This window comes from Pseudomonas sp. PS02290 (assembly GCF_029960075.1).
Taxonomy (GTDB): Bacteria; Pseudomonadota; Gammaproteobacteria; order Pseudomonadales; family Pseudomonadaceae; genus Aquipseudomonas.
Genome location: NZ_JASCOY010000093.1, coordinates 1 through 16,892 on the forward strand (window position 1 = coordinate 1; position 16,892 = coordinate 16,892).

Genomic DNA, 16,892 nt, shown 5'->3' on the forward strand with positions numbered 1-16,892 from the left:
GGCGAGAGCGCCGTCAGGACATGGATGTCCGTTCGGCGCGGGCCCACGGAGCGAGACCGGAGTGAAGGAACCCTGACGAAGGAAGGGCCCAACCGAGAGCAGGCACTTTTGGTTACTTTTAGTGCTTTTTAAAAGTAACTCGCCGAAGGCGAAACAGTCTGCCCCCAGGCAGACGCTCTTGATCTTAAGGACCTCGATGTTGATCTTGGCGTACCAGGCCCCCGCCTAATTCAGTTCCCGAACTGCTTGCTCAACCCCGGCGGCACGCCACTGGCATCGGTCTCCTGCCAAGGGCCGCTGGGGGAAGTCGACCAGGTCCAGCCGTTGTTCCAGCGGTAATAGGTGCGCTGGCGATAAAACGTGTTCGGCACATTATCCAGCACATGCACACCCAAGCGCGCATCCCAGTGACTGTTGCCACCCGGCGGCGGGGCGAAGTGCGAAGAGGTTTTCGGGCCCGGCGCCGGGATCGGCGTGGACGGCGGCGTCTCTGGCGCCGTCCGCGGGGTGCCGGGCTGCGGCGTCGGCGACGGACCGGGGATGGTCGGGATCGGCTCGGAACTCTGTGGCCCCGGATGCTGCACCGCACAGGCGGCGGTCAATCCCACCACCAGACTCAACAAGGCAAAACGGGCGACGCGATACATAAGGGCTCTCTACTCGCTGCGTTAACGGGATTACTGATCGGGGCTGTCGATGGTCAGGGCCTGCAGCGCCGTCACGTTGCTCGGCAACGGCTGGCTGCGACCGATCCATTCCCCCGCCGTGGGCTGACCGGCGCGGGATACCCGGGCCACCAGTTGGACTTCGGCGAAGTTCGACAGTTTCAGCTGCGGCATCATCGCGTCGGCGTCGGTCAGCTCGACCTCCACCGGCAAGTCGGCCACGGTCACGCGCTTGACCGCCAGCGGCGCCGGCGGGCCTGACACCGCACGGGCAAACACAAAGACCGTGTCGCCCGGCTGAACCTTGGCTTTCAACGCTTCCGACAGCATGACGCGCACCTTCAGACGGGCGCCCTGCACCGCCACCGGCTGGGTGTTTTCCAGCTTGCCCCCGCTTTGCACGAGCTTGTCGCTGGCCCGTTTGATCCCGCCTTCCAGCGCCCCACGGGACGGATCGTCCGGCGGCAAAACCGCCAGCAAGCGCGTCCAGTAACTCACCGCCTGATCGAACTGCTGGCTCTCGAAGGCGTTGATGCCCATCAGGCCCAGGCTGGTGACTTCCCTGGGGTCGAGCTTCAACGCTTCTTCGGCGATCCCTTGAATCTGCGGCGTCCAGGTTTTGTTGCCAGCGAAATACAGCGCCTGGGCCCACTGACCCAGCAACTGCGGCTGACGCCCGGCCAGCTTGGCCGCGCGCTCGAACATCCGGGCGGCATCGGCCGGGCGATCCTGGGCCATGTAGGTGCGCGCCAGGAAGTACGCGCTCTCGGCGGAATCCGGTTGCGCCTTGACCGCGCGCTCCAGCCGCTCGGTCATCTGCGCCAGTGAACCCGGCGGCTGGGAGAACTCCCGGGTCAGCTCGACTTTGTCCGACGCGCCGAAATGCAGATACAGCCCCAACGCCAAGACCGGGACCAGAATCGCCGCCAGTAACGGCAGCGGCTTGCCAAGCCGCGATACGCGCTCGGCGCCCACGCCTTCAGTGTCCGCAAGCAATTCGCGCGCGGCCTCGGCCCGACCGCCGTCCAGTTGCGCCGACGAGAGCACGCCCTCCTCCTGCTGCGTTTGCAGCTCGGCGATGCGCTCCTGATACAAGGCGACGTTGAGGGCGGTGCGATCTTCCTCAGTCTGTGCGCGACGGCCGCGCACCACCGGGATCAGCAGGAAACTCAGGGCCACCAGCAACAACAGGCCGGCGGCCATCCAGAAATCGATCATTCGCGGTTCTTATCCAGCAAGTGGGCGAGGCGCTGACGCTCCTCGTCGGAAAGCACGTCGGCGTTTTCGCGGCCTGAGCGGCGCCGGCGCACGACAATCACACCAATCAACACCGCGCCGCCCAACAGCAGCCCGGCCGGACCAAACCAGAGCAGCCAGGTGTGGGCATTGAGCTCGGGTTTGTAGCGCACGAACTCGCCGTAACGATCGACCATGAAATCGATGATCTGCTGATTGCTCTGGCCTTCGCCGAGCATGCGGTAGATCTCTTTGCGCAGGTCGGCGGCGATGGGGGCGTTGGAATCAGCGATGTCCTGATTCTGGCATTTCGGGCAGCGCAGCTCGCGGGTCAGCTCGGTGTAACGGGCACGCTCGGCGTCGTCCTTGAAGGTGTAAGCATCAATCGCCGCCTGGGCCACTCCGGCAAAACTCAATGCCAATACCGCAGCCGCCAGCCGCCGCACTCCCTTCAGCAGCAAGCCAGCAGACACACCGCTGACCCCCTGTGGGAGCGAGCTTGCTCGCGAAGAGGTCCTAACATTCAGCACATCTCCATGGGCTGAACTTAAGCCTTCGCGAGCAAGCTCGACTCCCACAGAAGCTCCATCACCATCAGCCGCCACATCATGCCGGGTGATCATTGCTTGCCCTCATCCACCAGCGCCTGATACTGGCCCGCCAGCTTCTCGCGCCACACGGTCTCGTCAATCACGCCCACATGCTTGTAGCGAATGACGCCCTTGGCATCGATCAAAAAGGTCTCCGGCGCGCCATACACACCCAGGTTCAAACCCAGGCTGCCCGCCTCATCATTGATGTTCAACTGATACGGATCGTGAAAATCCTTGAGCCACTTCTGCGCATCGGCATTCACATCCTTGTAATTGACCCCATAAATCACCACGCCCTGCTGCGCGAGTTTTGTCAGCACCGGATGCTCGTCGCGGCAGGCCACGCACCAGGTGCCCCAGACATTGACCAGCGCCGGTTTGCCCAGCAGGTCGGCGCGGGTCAGCGGCTTGCCGTCCTGCACCGCAGGCAAGCTGAATTCAGGGAATGGCTTGCCGATCAGCGCCGACGGCAATTCCGACGGATCCAGGTACAAGCCTCGGTACAGCAACCCCGCCATGCCGAGAAACAGCACCAGCGGGATCAGCAACATCCAGCGCTTCATACCGCCGCTCCCGTCATGCCCAGCGCGTCACGCACTTTCGCGCGGACTTTGACGCGATAGCGTTTGTCCAGCGCCGCCAGCAACCCGCCCAGCGCGGTGATCAACCCACCGAACCAGATCCAGCGCACGAACGGCTTGACGTGCACACGCACCGCCCACGCGCCGTTTTCCAGCGGTTCGCCCAGCGCCACGTACAGATCGCGGGTGAAACCGGCGTCGATACCGGCCTCGGTCATCATCGAACGCTGCACGGTGTACAAGCGTTTTTCCGGGTGCAGCACGGTAATTTCCTGGCCGTCTTCCAGCACGCGAAGGGTGCCGCGATCAGAGGTGAAGTTCGGGCCCTGATAATGCTGAGCGCCCTCGAACACGAACATATAGCCGCCCAACTCCACCGATTCTCCGGGGGCCATGCGCAGGTCACGTTCGGCGCTGTTCTGGCTGGACAACACCACGCCCAGGGCCAGCACCGCGATGCCGAGATGCGCCACTTGCATGCCCCAGTAACTGCGGGTCAGCGAGCGCATGCCTTTGAGCAGGCCTTTGTGCCGCGTCTTGTCCAACAGATCGCGCACCCCGGCCAGCAACACCCAGGCCGCGAGCAGGCAGGTGGCAAGCACCGCCCAGTGGAAGTCAGCCATGGCAAAACCGGCGGTTACTGCCAGCACCGCGCTGCCGACCAATACCGGCGCGAGCATGCTCAGCAGCCACTTGACCGGCGTGTCCTTCCAGCGCACCAGCACGCCCACGGCCATGACTGCCATGAGCAAGCCCATCAGCGGCACAAACAACGCATTGAAATACGGCGGGCCGACGGACATCTTCGCCCCGCTCAACGCATCCAGCACCAGCGGATACAGCGTGCCGAGCAGAATCATCGACGCCGCCACCACCAGCACCAGGTTATTGCCCAGCAGCAAGGTTTCCCGCGACCACAGGCCAAAGCCAACGTGGCTTTTCACCACCGGCGCGCGGATGGCGAACAGGGTCAGTGAGCCGCCGACCACCATCAACAGGAAGATCAGGATGAAGACGCCACGGGCCGGGTCGGAAGCAAAGGCATGCACCGAGGTCAGCACGCCCGAACGCACGAGGAAGGTGCCGAGCAGGCTCAGTGAAAACGCCGCGATGGCCAGCAGCACGGTCCAGCTCTTGAACACGCCGCGCTTTTCGGTGACCGCCAAGGAGTGAATCAGCGCCGTACCCACCAGCCACGGCATGAATGAGGCGTTTTCCACCGGATCCCAGAACCACCAGCCGCCCCAGCCCAATTCGTAATAGGCCCACCACGAACCGAGGGTGATGCCGATGCCGAGGAAGGCCCAGGCGACGATGGTCCACGGCCGCGACCAGCGCGCCCACGCCGCATCAAGGCGACCGCCGAGCAAGGCGGCGATGGCAAAGGCGAATGCCACGGAAAAACCGACGTAACCCATGTACAGCATCGGCGGGTGGACGATCAGGCCGATGTCCTGCAGCAGCGGGTTGAGGTCGCGCCCGTCCTGGGGAATCTGCGGCAGGATGCGGCTGAACGGGTTGGAGGTGAGGATCAGAAACAGCAGAAAGCCGACGCTGATCATGCCCATCACCGCCAACACGCGGGCGAGCATGACCTGAGGCAACTGTCGGGAAAAGATCGACACGGCGAAGGTCCAGCCGCCGAGGATCAGCGCCCAGAGCAGCAACGAGCCTTCGTGTGCGCCCCAGACGGCGCTGAATTTGTAGTACCACGGCAGCGCGCTGTTGGAGTTTTCGGCGACGTAGGCCACGGAAAAGTCGTCGACCATGAACGAATGGGTCAGGCAGCCGAAGGCAAACACCAGAAAGGCAAACTGCCCCCACGCGGCGGGCTGGGCGAGGCTCATCCACAGACGGTCGCCGCGCCAGGCGCCCAGCAGCGGCACGATGGCCTGCACGAGGGCGAAGCACAGGGCCAAAATCATGGCCAGATGGCCGAGTTCGGGAATCATCGTTTACCCCTGTTTGTCCGGGAGAGCGGCGGGCGTGGCGGCAGGCGCGGGCTGGCCGCTGTCTTTCAGCGCTTTCGCGACTTCCGGCGGCATGTATTTTTCGTCGTGTTTGGCCAGCACTTCATCGGCAACGACCACGCCGTCGCCATTGAGCTTGCCGAGGGCGACGATGCCCTGACCTTCGCGGAACAGGTCCGGCAGGATGCCGCGATAGGTGATGGGCACCGACTTGTTGAAATCGGTGACGGCAAAGGTGACATCCAGCGAATCCGACGAGCGCTGCAGCGAGCCCTGGACGACCATGCCACCGGCGCGAATCCGTGTGTCACGGGGCGCTTCGCCGCTGGCGATCTGGGTCGGGGTGTAGAACAGGTTGATGTTTTCCTTCAGCGCGCTGAGTGCAAGGCTGACCGCGATGCCGACCCCGGCGAGGATCGCCACGATGATCAACAGGCGCTTTTTTCGCAGCGGATTCACGTGATGCTCTCCCGGCGCAGACGACGCGCCTCTTGTTGCAGGTAACGCCGACGCGTGACAACCGGTGCCAGGACGTTGATCGCCAGCACGGTGAAACAGATGCCATAGGCCGACCAGACATACAGCCCGTGTTTTCCCATGGCGAGAAAATCGCTGAAAGACTCAAAGCTCATCGCTCGACTCCGTTGCTCGGAGGCGCTGGGTGGCCAAGGTGCTTCATCAATACCTCCTTGACCCAACCGGCCCTGGCCTCGCGCTTGAGCACTTCCAGGCGCATACGCATGAGCAGCACCGCGCCGAAGAAGCAGTAAAACCCGAGCACGGTGAACAGCAGCGGCAGCCACATTTCAGCGGGCATGGCGGGCTTTTCCGTCAGGCTGAAGGTCGCGCCCTGGTGCAGGGTGCTCCACCACTCCACCGAATACTTGATGATCGGGATGTTGATCACGCCGACGATGGCCAGCACGGAGCAGGCCTTGGCGGCGCTGTCGCGGTTGGTGATGGCGTTGCCCAGCGCGATCAGGCCGAAATACAGAAACAGCAAAATCAGCATCGACGTCAGCCGCGCATCCCAGACCCACCACGAGCCCCACGTCGGCTTGCCCCAGATCGCGCCGGTGACCAGCGCCAGGGCGGTCATCCACGCACCGATGGGCGCCGCACATTGCAGGGCGACATCGGCCATCTTCATCTTCCAGACCAGCCCGACCACGCCGCACACGGCCATCATCACGTAGCAGGACTGAGCCAGCATCGCCGCTGGCACGTGGATATAAATGATGCGAAAGCTGTTGCCTTGCTGGTAGTCGGGCGGCGCGAACGCCAGGCCCCAGACCACGCCGATGCCGATCAACAGGGCCGCAGCGATGCTCAGCCACGGCAGCAGACGGCCGCTGATGCCGTAAAACCATTTGGGCGAACCGAGTTTGTGGAACCAGGCCCAACTCATGCCGCCTTTAGCCTTGGCGCTTGTGTTCATCACGCTGCCTTTTCATCACGGTGCTTTTCATCACGGTGCTGGTTAATACGGTGCTTGTTATCACAGTGCGTCTCACTAAGAGGCGCTGTCAGGGCAAGGCGCTTCTTATGGCTGAAGCGTCCGGGACCTGCCGACGGAAAAACTGTCCGCTCGGTCAGGGTGCGATTATTCGCCAACGCTGATCTTCAAACCAGCGGCAATTGCAAAGGGCGTCAGGGTTACCGCCAGTGCGGTCAGGCTGCCAAGCCAAAGCAGATAACCGGTCGCGGGCATGCCCTCAAGTGCAGCCTGCAACGCGCCGCTGCCGAGAATCAGCACCGGGATGTACAGCGGCAGAATCAACAGCGCCAGCAGCAAACCGCCGCGCTTGAGCCCCACGGTCAGCGCCGCACCCACCGCGCCGAGCAGGCTTAGCACCGGCGTGCCCAGCAGCAGCGACAGCAGCAACACCGGCAAACACGCAGTGGGCAGGCCCAGCATCAGCGCCAGCAGCGGAGACAGCAACACCAGCGCCAGCCCGGAAAAGACCCAATGCGCCAGCACTTTGGCCAGCACCAGCAGTGCCAGCGGCTGCGACGACAGCACCCATTGCTCGAGGGAGCCGTCTTCGAAATCGCTGCGGAACAGGCCGTCCAGCGACAGCAGCACGGACAACAGCGCGGCCACCCACACCAACCCTGGCGACAGGCGCTGCAGCAGTTGCGTGTCAGGGCCGACGGCCAGGGGAAACAGCGCGATGACGATGGCGAAGAACACCAGCGGGTTGAGCAGCTCGGCCGGGCGCCGAAACAGCAGGCGCGCTTCCCGGGCGATCAGCAGGGTAAACACCTGACTCATGCCGCCCACTGCCCCAGGTCCAGATCGCGATAACCCGCGGGTGTGCGGCTCAGCGTGTGGTGCGTGGTCAGCACCACGGCGCCGCCGTTTTCACAGTGAGCCGCCAGGTGTGCTTCGAGTTGCGCGACGCCCTGTTTGTCCAGCGCGGTGAATGGCTCGTCGAGCATCCACAGCCCGGGGCCGGGCAAGTACAGGCGGGCCAGTGCGACGCGGCGACGCTGGCCCGCCGACAAGGTGTGGCACGGCACGTCTTCAAAGCCGCGCAGGCCGACCGCTTCGAGGGCGCACCAGATCTCGGCGGAGTCTACGGGTGTGTGCAGCGCGCAGAGCCAGGCGAGGTTTTCCAGGGGGGTGAGCAAGTCTTTGATGCCGGCGGCGTGGCCGATCCACAGCAGGTGGCGGGTCAGTTCGGCGCGTTGACTGGCGAGGGGTTTGCCGTCCAGCAACACGCTGCCGGCGGTGGGCTGCATCAGCCCGCACAACATGCGCAGCAGGCTGGTCTTGCCGCTGCCGTTGGGGCCGCTGATCTGCACCATGTCACCCGCGCTCAACCGCAATTCGAGGTTCTCGAACAGCAGGCGCCAGTCACGCTCGCAAGTCAGCGCCACGGCTTCAAGAACGGGGATCGGCATGGGGACCTTCTTTTCGGTAGCAGCGGCACGGCGGTTCAAGTCGGGATCATGACGGCCGTTATACTGATGCAGCTTAACGGTGGACCGCCGACGCAGTCGGTGCCGGATTATACATACCCGGCCCCGCCACTCAGAGCGCAAATTTACCGAGTCGGGATCTGATGACAGGCGATATACCCAATCTTTCTCCAGTAGCAGCGGCCACGGCCTTGCTGCGCGCAGGCGTGCCGGCGGGCGAAGTGCTCAAGCTGATGGAGCCGCGCGAAGGGCTGTTGACCTCGGGTCAGGTGGCCAGCGCTGAAGTGGTGAGCCTCAAGCAACTGGGGCAGGACTTTCAGCTGTTGCTCAAACTGACCATGGACAACGGCCGGCAAACCACCCTCCCCGTCAGCAGTTCGCTGCCACTGACGCCCGGCACCAGCGTCAACGTCGCCCAGGGATCTGCCGACACCCTGACCATCAGCGTGCTGGACCTGCAGAAAGCCGTCACCAACAGCCTCACCAGCATCGACACGCGGCAACTGCCCGCTGGCACGCTGCTGCAAGGCAAAGTGCTGACCACGCAAGTCGCGGCGCAGAATGTCGCGCAGTTGGCGGGGCAATCCCTCGGGCAATCCTCAGCCAGCGCGCAGCCAGCCAATTACCGCTCCATCGTCATCCTGCTCAACACGGCCTTGGCCGGCACCAGCCTGACCGTCGACAGCCCGCAGCCGTTGCGGGTCGGCAGTCTGCTCAGCGCCCAGGTGCAGAACAGTCAGGCGCTGAATTTCGTTGCCCTGCCCAATCGTCTGGACGAACTGGCCCTGGCGCAGCAGCTGTCGACCCAGCAAAGCCGTCAGGGCTCGCTGCAGGGCCTGATCACGGCGCTGCAAAACATGCCGCCGCCGGCCGCCGATGGCGACGATCTTTCGCCATCGCTGCGGGCCAGCATCGAGCAACTACTCGCCGATCTGCCGGACATTCCGCAGATGACCACCGCCAAGGGCGTCGCCCAGGCGCTGAATGCCAGCGGGCTGTTCATGGAGTCACGCTTGCTCGCCGGGCAGAACCCGACGCTGGTGCCGGACATGAAAGCCAATCTGCTGCGGCTGGTCACACAACTCCTGCCGGGCCTGCCGGGCAACGTCAGTTATGACGCTGCTGCCGCCGGCAATACCTTGGCGCGGGCCATGCCCAGCGTGTTGCGCAGCGCTTTCGGCACCCTGGGGCTGGTGGCGCCGCCGAGCGATACGATCAACTTCCCATTACCACCGCGCACCCTCGGCCATCCTGACAGCAAGGACGATCTGGAGATGCTGTTGAAGCTGGCGGCAGGGGCGATTTCGCGCCTGCAGAGCCATCAACTGGGCGGCCTGGAGCAGACCCGCACCAATGCCGACGGCACCCAGGTGACCACGTGGCAGCTGGAGATTCCGATGCGCAACGCCCACGACATCGTGCCGTTGCAAGTCAAGGTTCAGCGCGAGGAAACGCCTGAGCGCGACGAGCATTCCGACACGCCAGTGCAGGAAGCCAAGGAGCGAGAAAAGCTGTGGCGGGTGGAGCTGGCGTTTGATCTGGAGCCCCTCGGCCCGTTGCAAGTGCAGGCGCAACTGATCGCCGGCAGCATCGCCAGCCAGTTGTGGGCGGAACGCGAAGGCAGCGCCGAGTTGATTTCCAGCGAGCTGGATAATCTGCGTGCGCGGTTGGTGGCGTGCGGTCTGAACGTCAAGGAACTGGAGTGCAACCGTGGCGTGCCGCCCCAAGGGCCACGCACCGTGCTCGAACAACGCTGGATCGACGAGAACGCCTGATGAGCAAACCCGAGCAAACACCGCGTCAGGCCATTGCCCTGAGCTACGACGGACACCAGGCCCCGACGCTGACGGCCAAGGGCGATGACAGCCTGGCGGAAGCCATTCTGGCGATCGCCCGGGAGTACAAGGTTCCGATCTACGAAAACGCCGAACTGGTAAAAATGCTCGCCCGCCTGGAACTGGGCGACAGCATCCCCCAGGAGCTGTACCTGACCATCGCCGAAATTATCGCGTTTGCCTGGCACCTGAAAGGCAAGTTTCCGGTGGGCTTCGACCCGAATGCCGGGCCGGTGGAGCGGGATATCACGCCGCGTTGAGTGGAGGCCCGCCCGCGGCTGACGCCACGCGGTCGCTCGGCCAACACTGCCCCTGTGGGAGTGAGCTTGCTCACGAAGAGGCCGGTACATCCGCTAAAAACGCAGCGGTTGAAAAGTCCAATTCGCGAGCAAGCTCGACTCCCACATGACGGTGGGCTGACTCAAAATCGGCGGTGGTTGCAGGACCTGTGGGAGTGACCGGGGTGGCGCTCCACCTTGCTCACGAAGAGGCCGGTACATTCAGCCACTTTCTCGGGGACTGGAAGTAAGTCTTCGCGAGCAAGCTCGACTCCCACGGGAGGGTGATTCGGCTCGGGATTCCCGGTTGGCGCAAGACCTGTGGGAGTGACCGGGGTGGCGCTCCACCTTGCTCACGAAGAGGCCGGGGCATTCAGCCACTTTCTCTGGTGCTGAAAGTAAGTCTTCGCGAGCAAGCTCGGCTCCCACGGGAGGGTGATTCAGCTCGGGATTTCCGGTTGTTGCAGGGCCTGTGGGAGTGACCGGGGTGGCGCTCCACCTTGCTCACGAAGAGGCCGGGGCATTCAGCCACTGCCTCGGGGGCTGAAAGTAAGCCTTCGCGAGCAAGCTCGACTCCCACCGGAGGGTGATTCGGCTCGGGATTTCCGGTTGTTGCAGGACCTGTGGGAGTGACCGGGGGGGCGCTCCACCTTGCTCACGAAGAGGCCGGTACATCCGCTAAAAATGCAGCGGTTGAAAGGCCCATTTCGCGAGCAAGCTCACTCCTACCGTTCCTTTATCGGCAGATAATTCCGCGGTGTCGTCATGGTGCGTGAGATTGAGCGTGCACGCGAAGCAGCGACGACAACACCCTCACCTACCGATTATGACCATGCACCTTGGTCATCAACTGCGCTTCGGCCTGGGTCAGGCCGCAGGACTGGGTGAGTTCGTCGATGCTGGCGCCCATGCCGACCAGGCGGGCGGCCTGGGCGAAGGACAGGGTCGAGGGATCGCGCTGCTCGAGAGCAGTGATCTTGTCCGGCAACAGCGCGATGATGGAACGCAACTCGTGCAGTTCCTCGCCCATTCTCACCGTTCCGCTCTGGTAATTTTCCAGGCGCCGGGCCAGCTCGCGGATGCGCTGGTCACGCAGCGAATCCGCCTCCAGCTGCTGCGTGGCCAGGGTGCGCAGGCGCTTGGTGTGGGCCATGAACATCACGACGCTCACGACCCACAACACCGCCAGAAAAATAACCGCCACATCGAGAATCAATCAGATGTTCTCCAGCTCGGACCACTCTTCCTCGGACATCATTTTGTCCAGTTCCACAAGGATCAGCAGTTCGCCGTTCTTGTTGCAGACGCCCTGGATGAACTTGGCGGATTCGTCGTTGCCCACGTTCGGCGCGGTTTCGACTTCCGACTGACGCAGGTAAACCACTTCAGCCACGCTATCGACCAGGATCCCGACCACTTGCTTGTCGGCCTCAATGATCACGATACGCGTGTTGTCGCTGACTTCAACCGGCGGCAGACCAAAGCGCTGACGGGTGTCGATGACAGTGACGACGTTACCGCGCAGGTTGATGATCCCCAGCACGTAGCTTGGCGCGCCCGGGACCGGAGCGATCTCGGTGTAGCGCAGCACTTCCTGAACCTGCATCACGTTGATGCCATACGACTCGTTGTCCAGGCGGAAGGTGACCCATTGCAGAATCGGATCTTCGGAACCCTGTGCTGACGACTTCTTCATACCCCTAACCCCTTGCGTGTTGTGCCGTGCGGTCGACGTTTCGTACGCCGGCCTGTGTTGATCTGATGATGTTTTATTGATGCGTCTTCATCTGCTTGACCGCGCCACTGGCAATCAGCTCGGCCAGCTCGGAAACGTCCAGCAGCGCACACATGTGCTCGATCACCGTCCCGGCAAGCCAGGGTCGCTGACCACGATGGGTGCGCCATTTGATTTCATTGGGGTCCAGGCGCAACGAGCGGCTGACCTGATGCACCGCCAGCCCCCATTCATAGCCCTGAACCGAAATAACGTATTGCAGGCCCTGACGGAAATCGTCGCGGTACCGGTCCGGCATGATCCAGCGCGCCGTGTCGAGCACCTTCAGGTTGCCCGCCTGGCTCGGCAGGATCCCGAGGAACCAGTCCGGCTGACCGAACAGCGGCGTCAAATCATGGCCCGCCAGCGGGTAAATCGAACCCAGGCACACCAGTGGCACCGCGAGGGTCAGACCGGCGACGTCGAACAACAGGCATTCGAACGGCTCGGCCGCCCAGGCCGGGCGTTCATCGCCAGTGGGCGGCGGCGTCGGTGTGCGCTGGGCCGACAGATGCACGTCGACCACCGGCTCGACCAGCGCCGTTGGCGGTTCTTCCACCACCAGAGCCTCAACCACAGGCGCTTCAACGACCGGCTCAACCAGCGGAACGATGGCGGGCGGCAGAATCACCGGTGGCATAACGACCGGACGTTCCATCACCCGCGCGGCGGCCGGTTCAGGCTGAGCCGTATAGGCGAGCGATACCGGCGCAGGCCGGCTCATGGGAGCAGGCTGCGACGCCGGCAACGCAGGGGGCAGCGCAGCAGCCACCGCTGCCACAACGGCAGAACGCATGCGTGCGTCATGGGCCTGCTCTTCGAGCACGGCCGCTTGAAATTCATCGACGGACTCGACGACCTCCAGCTCCTCGGTCGCGTCATACAGCAACGCGTCCAGGTAGTTCTGCAGCGCCAGTTGTGGTCGTGAAGCGATGTCCAGGGGGCGGTTCATACGGGAGCCCGAAAAGTAGTGATGCGATTGCCGCCTGATACAGCTATCGGCTGCATAGCCGATGGACTTGAGCGTGCAGGCGCGCCGCTCGGCAAATAATGATCAGCGGACACTAGGCGACCTGCCCGACAAGCTGTTCGGTGAGCATGTGCTTGAGCAACGCGCGGTAAGCCAGCACGCCACGGCTCTTGTTGTCGAACTGCGAGGGGGTCACACCGGCGCGGCTGGCGTCCCGCAACCGGGTGTCCACCGGAATGAACGCATTCCAGACGTGCTCCGGGTAACTGTCGCGCAGCAGCTTGAGGGTGCTCATCGACGCCTGGGTGCGACGGTCGAACAGCGTCGGCACGATGGTGTACGGCAGCGGCACCTTGCGCGAGCGGTTGATCATCGCCAGCGTGTTGACCATGCGCTCCAGGCCCTTCACCGCGAGGAATTCGGTCTGCACCGGGATCGCCAGTTGCTGGCTGGCCGCCAGCGCGTTGACCATCAACACGCCGAGCAACGGCGGGCTGTCGATGATCGCGTAATCAAAGTCCTGCCACAGCTGCGCCAGACTTCTGGCAATCACCAGGCCCAGCCCGCTCTGCCCCGGCGACTGGCGCTCAAGGGTGGCCAGCGCGGTGCTCGACGGCAGCAGGGAAATGCGTTTATCACTGGTGGGCAGCAGCAGTTGGCCAGGCAAACCGTCCGGCACCACACCCTTGTTGAGGAACAGGTCGAAGCTGCTGTGCTCCAGCGTATCGGGATCTTGCCCGAAGTAGCTGGTCATCGAGCCATGGGGATCGAGGTCCACAACGACCACGCGCTTGCCCGCCTCTGCCAGCAAGCCGGCTAAAGCGATGGAGGTGGTGGTCTTGCCGACCCCGCCTTTCTGATTGGCTACTGCCCAGACTCTCATGTACTCGTTTTCCCCCCGACCAAAGCGACGACCGGGTTTAAGGGGCAGATGACGAAGATTTGACGCCTTGCGGCGGCTTGGCCGGGACCGGTGCAGTTTGTGTGCCAGCACGACGCAGCGCCGCATCGGGTTTTGCGTTGGCCGTGGTGCCCGAGCCCGTGAGGCTGCGGCGCACGTCCAGGTTGCGCGAGATCACCAGCACCACGCGGCGGTTGCGCGCGCGGCCATCGGCGGTGGCATTCGAGGTCAGCGGCTGGAACTCGCCGTAGCCGACCGAGGCCAGCCGCGCCGGGTTGATCCCGTCCATGGCCAGCATGCGCACGATGCTCGACGAGCGCGCCGACGACAGCTCCCAGTTGGTCGGGAACTGCCCGGTGTTGATCGGCTGGTTATCGGTGAAGCCTTCGACGTGCACCGGGTTATCGAACGGCTTGATGATCTTCGCGACTTTGTCGATCAGGTCGAACGCCTGATTGCTCGGCATCGCGTCGCCGCTGCCGAACAGCAGGCTGGAATTGAGTTCGATCTCGATCCACAGCTCGTTGCCGCGCACGGTCATCTGCTTGGAAGCGATCAGGTCGCCGAACGCCGCGTTGACGTCATCGGCAATGGATTTGAGCGGGTCGTCTGCAGCCTGGCCCAGCGCGGCGTCGGTCTGCTCGCTGTCCTGAACCAGCGGATCGGCGGGTGTCACGGTCTGCGGCTTCTGCTCGCCGATGGGGATCGGTTTGACGCTGCGCTCGGGCTCGTTGAACACCCCGACCAGCGCCTCGGACAGCACTTTGTATTTGCCTTCGTTCAGCGACGAGATGGAATACATGACCACGAAGAAAGCGAACAGCAAGGTGATGAAGTCCGCGTAGGACACCAGCCAGCGTTCGTGGTTTTCGTGCTCTTCCTGGTGACGTCGGCGGGCCATCAGTCCATCACTCCATGAAGCCTTGCAGCTTCAGTTCGATCGAGCGCGGGTTCTCGCCTTCGGCAATCGACAGCAGGCCTTCGAGGAGCATCTCCCGGTAGCGCGACTGACGGATCGCCACGGCCTTGAGCTTGTTGGCCACCGGCAGAAGAATCAGGTTGGCGGAGGCAACGCCATAAATGGTCGCGACGAACGCCACGGCGATGCCACTGCCCAGTTGGTTGGGATCGGCCAGGTTGCCCATCACATGGATCAGGCCCATGACGGCACCGATGATGCCGACCGTTGGCGCGTAACCGCCCATGCTTTCGTAGACCTTCGCGGCCTGAATGTCGCGGCTTTCCTGGGTGATGAAATCCACTTCCAGAATGCCGCGAATGGCCGCCGGTTCAGCGCCGTCGACCAGCAGCTGCAGGCCTTTGCGCGAATAGGCATCGGGCTCCGAATCCGCCACGGCTTCGAGGCCGAGCAAGCCCTCTTTGCGCGCGGTGAGGCTCCACGACACGACGCGATCAATGCCGCCGGCCAGATCAATGCGTGGTGGAAACAGAATCCAGATGAAGATCTGCATCGCCCGCTTGAACGCGCTCATGGGCGTCTGCAGCAGGCAGGCCGCCAGCGTACCGCCGAGCACGATCAGCGCGGCCGGACCGTTGAGCAAGGCGCCCAGGTGCCCGCCTTCGAGGAAGTTGCCGCCGATGATCGCGACGAACGCCAGAATGATCCCTATGAGCGTCAAGACATCCATCAGCTGCAGGCCTCCACCAGGTGGCGCCCGATGTCGTCGAGGCTGTAAATGGCGTCGGCCAGTTCGGCTTTGACGATCGCCATGGGCATGCCGTAGATCACACAGCTGGCTTCGTCCTGGGCCCAGATCTGGCTGCCGCTCTGCTTGAGCAGACGCGCGCCTTCACGGCCGTCGGCGCCCATCCCGGTGAGGACGACCGCGAGGACTTTGTCGCTGTAGGATTTTGCCGCCGAGCCAAAGGTGATGTCGACGCAGGGCTTGTAGTTCAGGCGTTCATCGCCCGGCAGGATTTTCACCGCGCCGCGACCATCGACCATCATCTGTTTGCCGCCAGGGGCCAGCAGTGCAAGACCGGGGCGCAGGATGTCACCGTCCTCGGCTTCCTTGACGCTGATGCGGCACAGCTTGTCGAGGCGCTCGGCGAAGGCTTTGGTGAAGGCGGCCGGCATGTGCTGGATCAGCACGATGGGCGCCGGGAAGTTGGCCGGCAGTTGGGTCAGCACGCGCTGCAAGGCCACTGGACCGCCGGTAGACGTGCCGATCGCCACCAGTTTGTAGGCTTTGCGCTTGGGCGCAGCCGACGTCGGCGCGTGGTGATGGGACGCCGCTGCAGGCTGCTGCGACGCCGGCGCGGCTGAACGCGCAGGCGCAGGGGCTGGCGCCGGACGCGATGGTCGCGCTTCGGCAGCCGTGCTGCGCGGTGCAGCGGGCGCAGCAGACTGCGCGGGCGCCGAGGTGGCAGAAGGCGTGCTGCCGTAACCACTGAAACGACGATTACTGCGGGAGATGCTGTGCACTTTTTCGCACAGCATCTGTTTGACCTTCTCGGGGTTGCGCGAGATGTCTTCGAAATTCTTGGGCAGGAAATCCACCGCCCCGGCGTCCAGCGCATCGAGTGTGACTCGGGCGCCTTCGTGGGTCAGGGAGGAGAACATCAACACCGGGGTCGGGCAACGCTGCATGATGTGACGGACCGCGGTAATGCCATCCATCATCGGCATTTCGTAGTCCATGGTGATCACGTCGGGCTTGAGGGCCAGGGCTTGGTCAATGGCTTCCTTGCCATTGGTGGCGGTACCGACCACCTGGATCGTGGGATCCGAAGAAAGAATTTCCGAGACACGACGTCGGAAAAAACCCGAATCGTCCACGACGAGAACCTTGACTGCCATAAACACTCCAAAGAGCGCGCGCCACCCTGAGGGGCCGCACGCCCTGAATCACGTAGCTTGGGTCACATTGGCGAAACGAGACAGGCCAGTGGGACCGGTTTTCGCGCTTAAAACGAGACCGGGTCTATTTGTAGGACCGGCGTTAGGCGGGAAGGCGTCGGGTGTCACACCGAAAAATCAAGGGTGTTCACCCTGCCCTCTTCCCGGCTGAAGCCGGTCCCACTGAAAAACCTCGCAAGGCGCCCTCCGCATGCCGTTAGTGGGACCGGCTTTAGCCGGGAAGGCGTCGGATGTCACACCGAAAATCCACAGTGTTTTCGCCGCCCTATTCCCGGCTGAAGCC

19 protein-coding genes are annotated in these 16,892 nt (G+C 63.5%); 2 read left to right on the top strand and 17 right to left on the bottom strand.

Features of this window, described 5'->3' with window-relative positions; all coding sequences use genetic code 11:
- Positions 1 to 230 precede the first annotated feature (230 nt).
- The 10 genes from QMX88_RS24555 to ccmA all read right to left on the bottom strand — a co-directional run bounded on the left by QMX88_RS24555 (position 231) and on the right by ccmA (position 7,952).
- Entirely contained in the window at positions 231 to 647 is a 417-nt protein-coding gene (locus QMX88_RS24555) for a hypothetical protein (protein WP_282372845.1), read from the bottom strand.
- 30 nt (positions 648 to 677) lie between these two features.
- Entirely contained in the window at positions 678 to 1,883 is a 1,206-nt protein-coding gene (ccmI, locus tag QMX88_RS24560) for a c-type cytochrome biogenesis protein CcmI (protein WP_282372846.1), read from the bottom strand.
- Positions 1,880 to 2,347 carry a cytochrome c-type biogenesis protein gene (locus tag QMX88_RS24565; protein WP_282372860.1) on the bottom strand — a complete coding sequence of 156 codons (468 nt, stop codon included), beginning with the start codon at positions 2,345 to 2,347 and terminating at the stop codon, positions 1,880 to 1,882. Before QMX88_RS24565 ends, ccmI begins: the two co-directional genes overlap by 4 nt.
- A 173-nt stretch (positions 2,348 to 2,520) precedes the next feature.
- Entirely contained in the window at positions 2,521 to 3,057 is a 537-nt protein-coding gene (locus QMX88_RS24570) for a DsbE family thiol:disulfide interchange protein (protein ID WP_282372847.1), read from the bottom strand.
- A complete protein-coding gene (locus QMX88_RS24575; protein ID WP_282372848.1) occupies positions 3,054 to 5,027 on the bottom strand; it encodes a heme lyase CcmF/NrfE family subunit in 1,974 nt (657 codons plus the stop codon). Before QMX88_RS24575 ends, QMX88_RS24570 begins: the two co-directional genes overlap by 4 nt.
- A 3-nt stretch (positions 5,028 to 5,030) precedes the next feature.
- Positions 5,031 to 5,504, bottom strand: a complete 474-nt coding sequence (gene ccmE, locus QMX88_RS24580) for a cytochrome c maturation protein CcmE (RefSeq protein WP_282372849.1) — start codon at positions 5,502 to 5,504, stop codon at positions 5,031 to 5,033.
- On the bottom strand, positions 5,501 to 5,677 hold the full coding sequence (ccmD, locus tag QMX88_RS24585; RefSeq protein ID WP_282372850.1) for a heme exporter protein CcmD: 177 nt from the start codon (positions 5,675 to 5,677) through the stop codon (positions 5,501 to 5,503). The genes ccmE and ccmD overlap by 4 nt, the downstream gene beginning before the upstream one ends.
- On the bottom strand, positions 5,674 to 6,453 hold the full coding sequence (locus tag QMX88_RS24590) for a heme ABC transporter permease (protein WP_282372862.1): 780 nt from the start codon (positions 6,451 to 6,453) through the stop codon (positions 5,674 to 5,676). The genes ccmD and QMX88_RS24590 overlap by 4 nt, the downstream gene beginning before the upstream one ends.
- 195 nt (positions 6,454 to 6,648) lie before the next feature.
- The gene (ccmB, locus tag QMX88_RS24595; protein ID WP_282372851.1) at positions 6,649 to 7,320 is read right to left on the bottom strand and encodes a heme exporter protein CcmB; all 672 of its coding nucleotides are present in this window, start codon (positions 7,318 to 7,320) and stop codon (positions 6,649 to 6,651) included.
- Positions 7,317 to 7,952 (bottom strand): cytochrome c biogenesis heme-transporting ATPase CcmA, encoded by a 636-nt coding sequence (gene ccmA / locus QMX88_RS24600; protein ID WP_282372852.1) that lies wholly within the window; start codon positions 7,950 to 7,952, stop codon positions 7,317 to 7,319. Before ccmA ends, ccmB begins: the two co-directional genes overlap by 4 nt.
- A gap of 161 nt (positions 7,953 to 8,113) precedes the next feature.
- Between ccmA and fliK the strand changes: the two genes are divergently transcribed.
- Positions 8,114 to 9,745: a flagellar hook-length control protein FliK gene (fliK, locus tag QMX88_RS24605; RefSeq protein ID WP_282372853.1), complete on the top strand. Its 1,632-nt coding sequence runs from the start codon at positions 8,114 to 8,116 to the stop codon at positions 9,743 to 9,745.
- Positions 9,745 to 10,065 carry an EscU/YscU/HrcU family type III secretion system export apparatus switch protein gene (locus tag QMX88_RS24610; RefSeq protein ID WP_282372855.1) on the top strand — a complete coding sequence of 107 codons (321 nt, stop codon included), beginning with the start codon at positions 9,745 to 9,747 and terminating at the stop codon, positions 10,063 to 10,065. Before fliK ends, QMX88_RS24610 begins: the two co-directional genes overlap by 1 nt.
- A gap of 835 nt (positions 10,066 to 10,900) precedes the next feature.
- Here QMX88_RS24610 and QMX88_RS24615 read toward each other — a convergent pair.
- From QMX88_RS24615 to QMX88_RS24645, 7 genes are all read right to left on the bottom strand, one after another.
- A complete protein-coding gene (locus QMX88_RS24615; protein ID WP_192174163.1) occupies positions 10,901 to 11,299 on the bottom strand; it encodes a DUF2802 domain-containing protein in 399 nt (132 codons plus the stop codon).
- Positions 11,300 to 11,779 (bottom strand): chemotaxis protein CheW, encoded by a 480-nt coding sequence (locus QMX88_RS24620; protein ID WP_065987319.1) that lies wholly within the window; start codon positions 11,777 to 11,779, stop codon positions 11,300 to 11,302.
- Between the two features lie 73 nt (positions 11,780 to 11,852).
- Positions 11,853 to 12,809, bottom strand: coding sequence for a CheW domain-containing protein (locus QMX88_RS24625; protein WP_282372856.1), 957 nt, complete (start codon positions 12,807 to 12,809; stop codon positions 11,853 to 11,855).
- Positions 12,810 to 12,921: 112 nt separating this feature from the next.
- Positions 12,922 to 13,710: a ParA family protein gene (locus QMX88_RS24630; protein ID WP_192174161.1), complete on the bottom strand. Its 789-nt coding sequence runs from the start codon at positions 13,708 to 13,710 to the stop codon at positions 12,922 to 12,924.
- A 37-nt stretch (positions 13,711 to 13,747) separates the two neighbouring features.
- The gene (gene motD, locus QMX88_RS24635; RefSeq protein WP_282372857.1) at positions 13,748 to 14,629 is read right to left on the bottom strand and encodes a flagellar motor protein MotD; all 882 of its coding nucleotides are present in this window, start codon (positions 14,627 to 14,629) and stop codon (positions 13,748 to 13,750) included.
- Between the two features lie 7 nt (positions 14,630 to 14,636).
- Positions 14,637 to 15,377 (bottom strand): flagellar motor protein, encoded by a 741-nt coding sequence (locus QMX88_RS24640; protein ID WP_133775877.1) that lies wholly within the window; start codon positions 15,375 to 15,377, stop codon positions 14,637 to 14,639.
- Positions 15,377 to 16,549, bottom strand: a complete 1,173-nt coding sequence (locus tag QMX88_RS24645) for a protein-glutamate methylesterase/protein-glutamine glutaminase (RefSeq protein ID WP_282372858.1) — start codon at positions 16,547 to 16,549, stop codon at positions 15,377 to 15,379. Before QMX88_RS24645 ends, QMX88_RS24640 begins: the two co-directional genes overlap by 1 nt.
- Positions 16,550 to 16,892 lie beyond the last annotated feature (343 nt).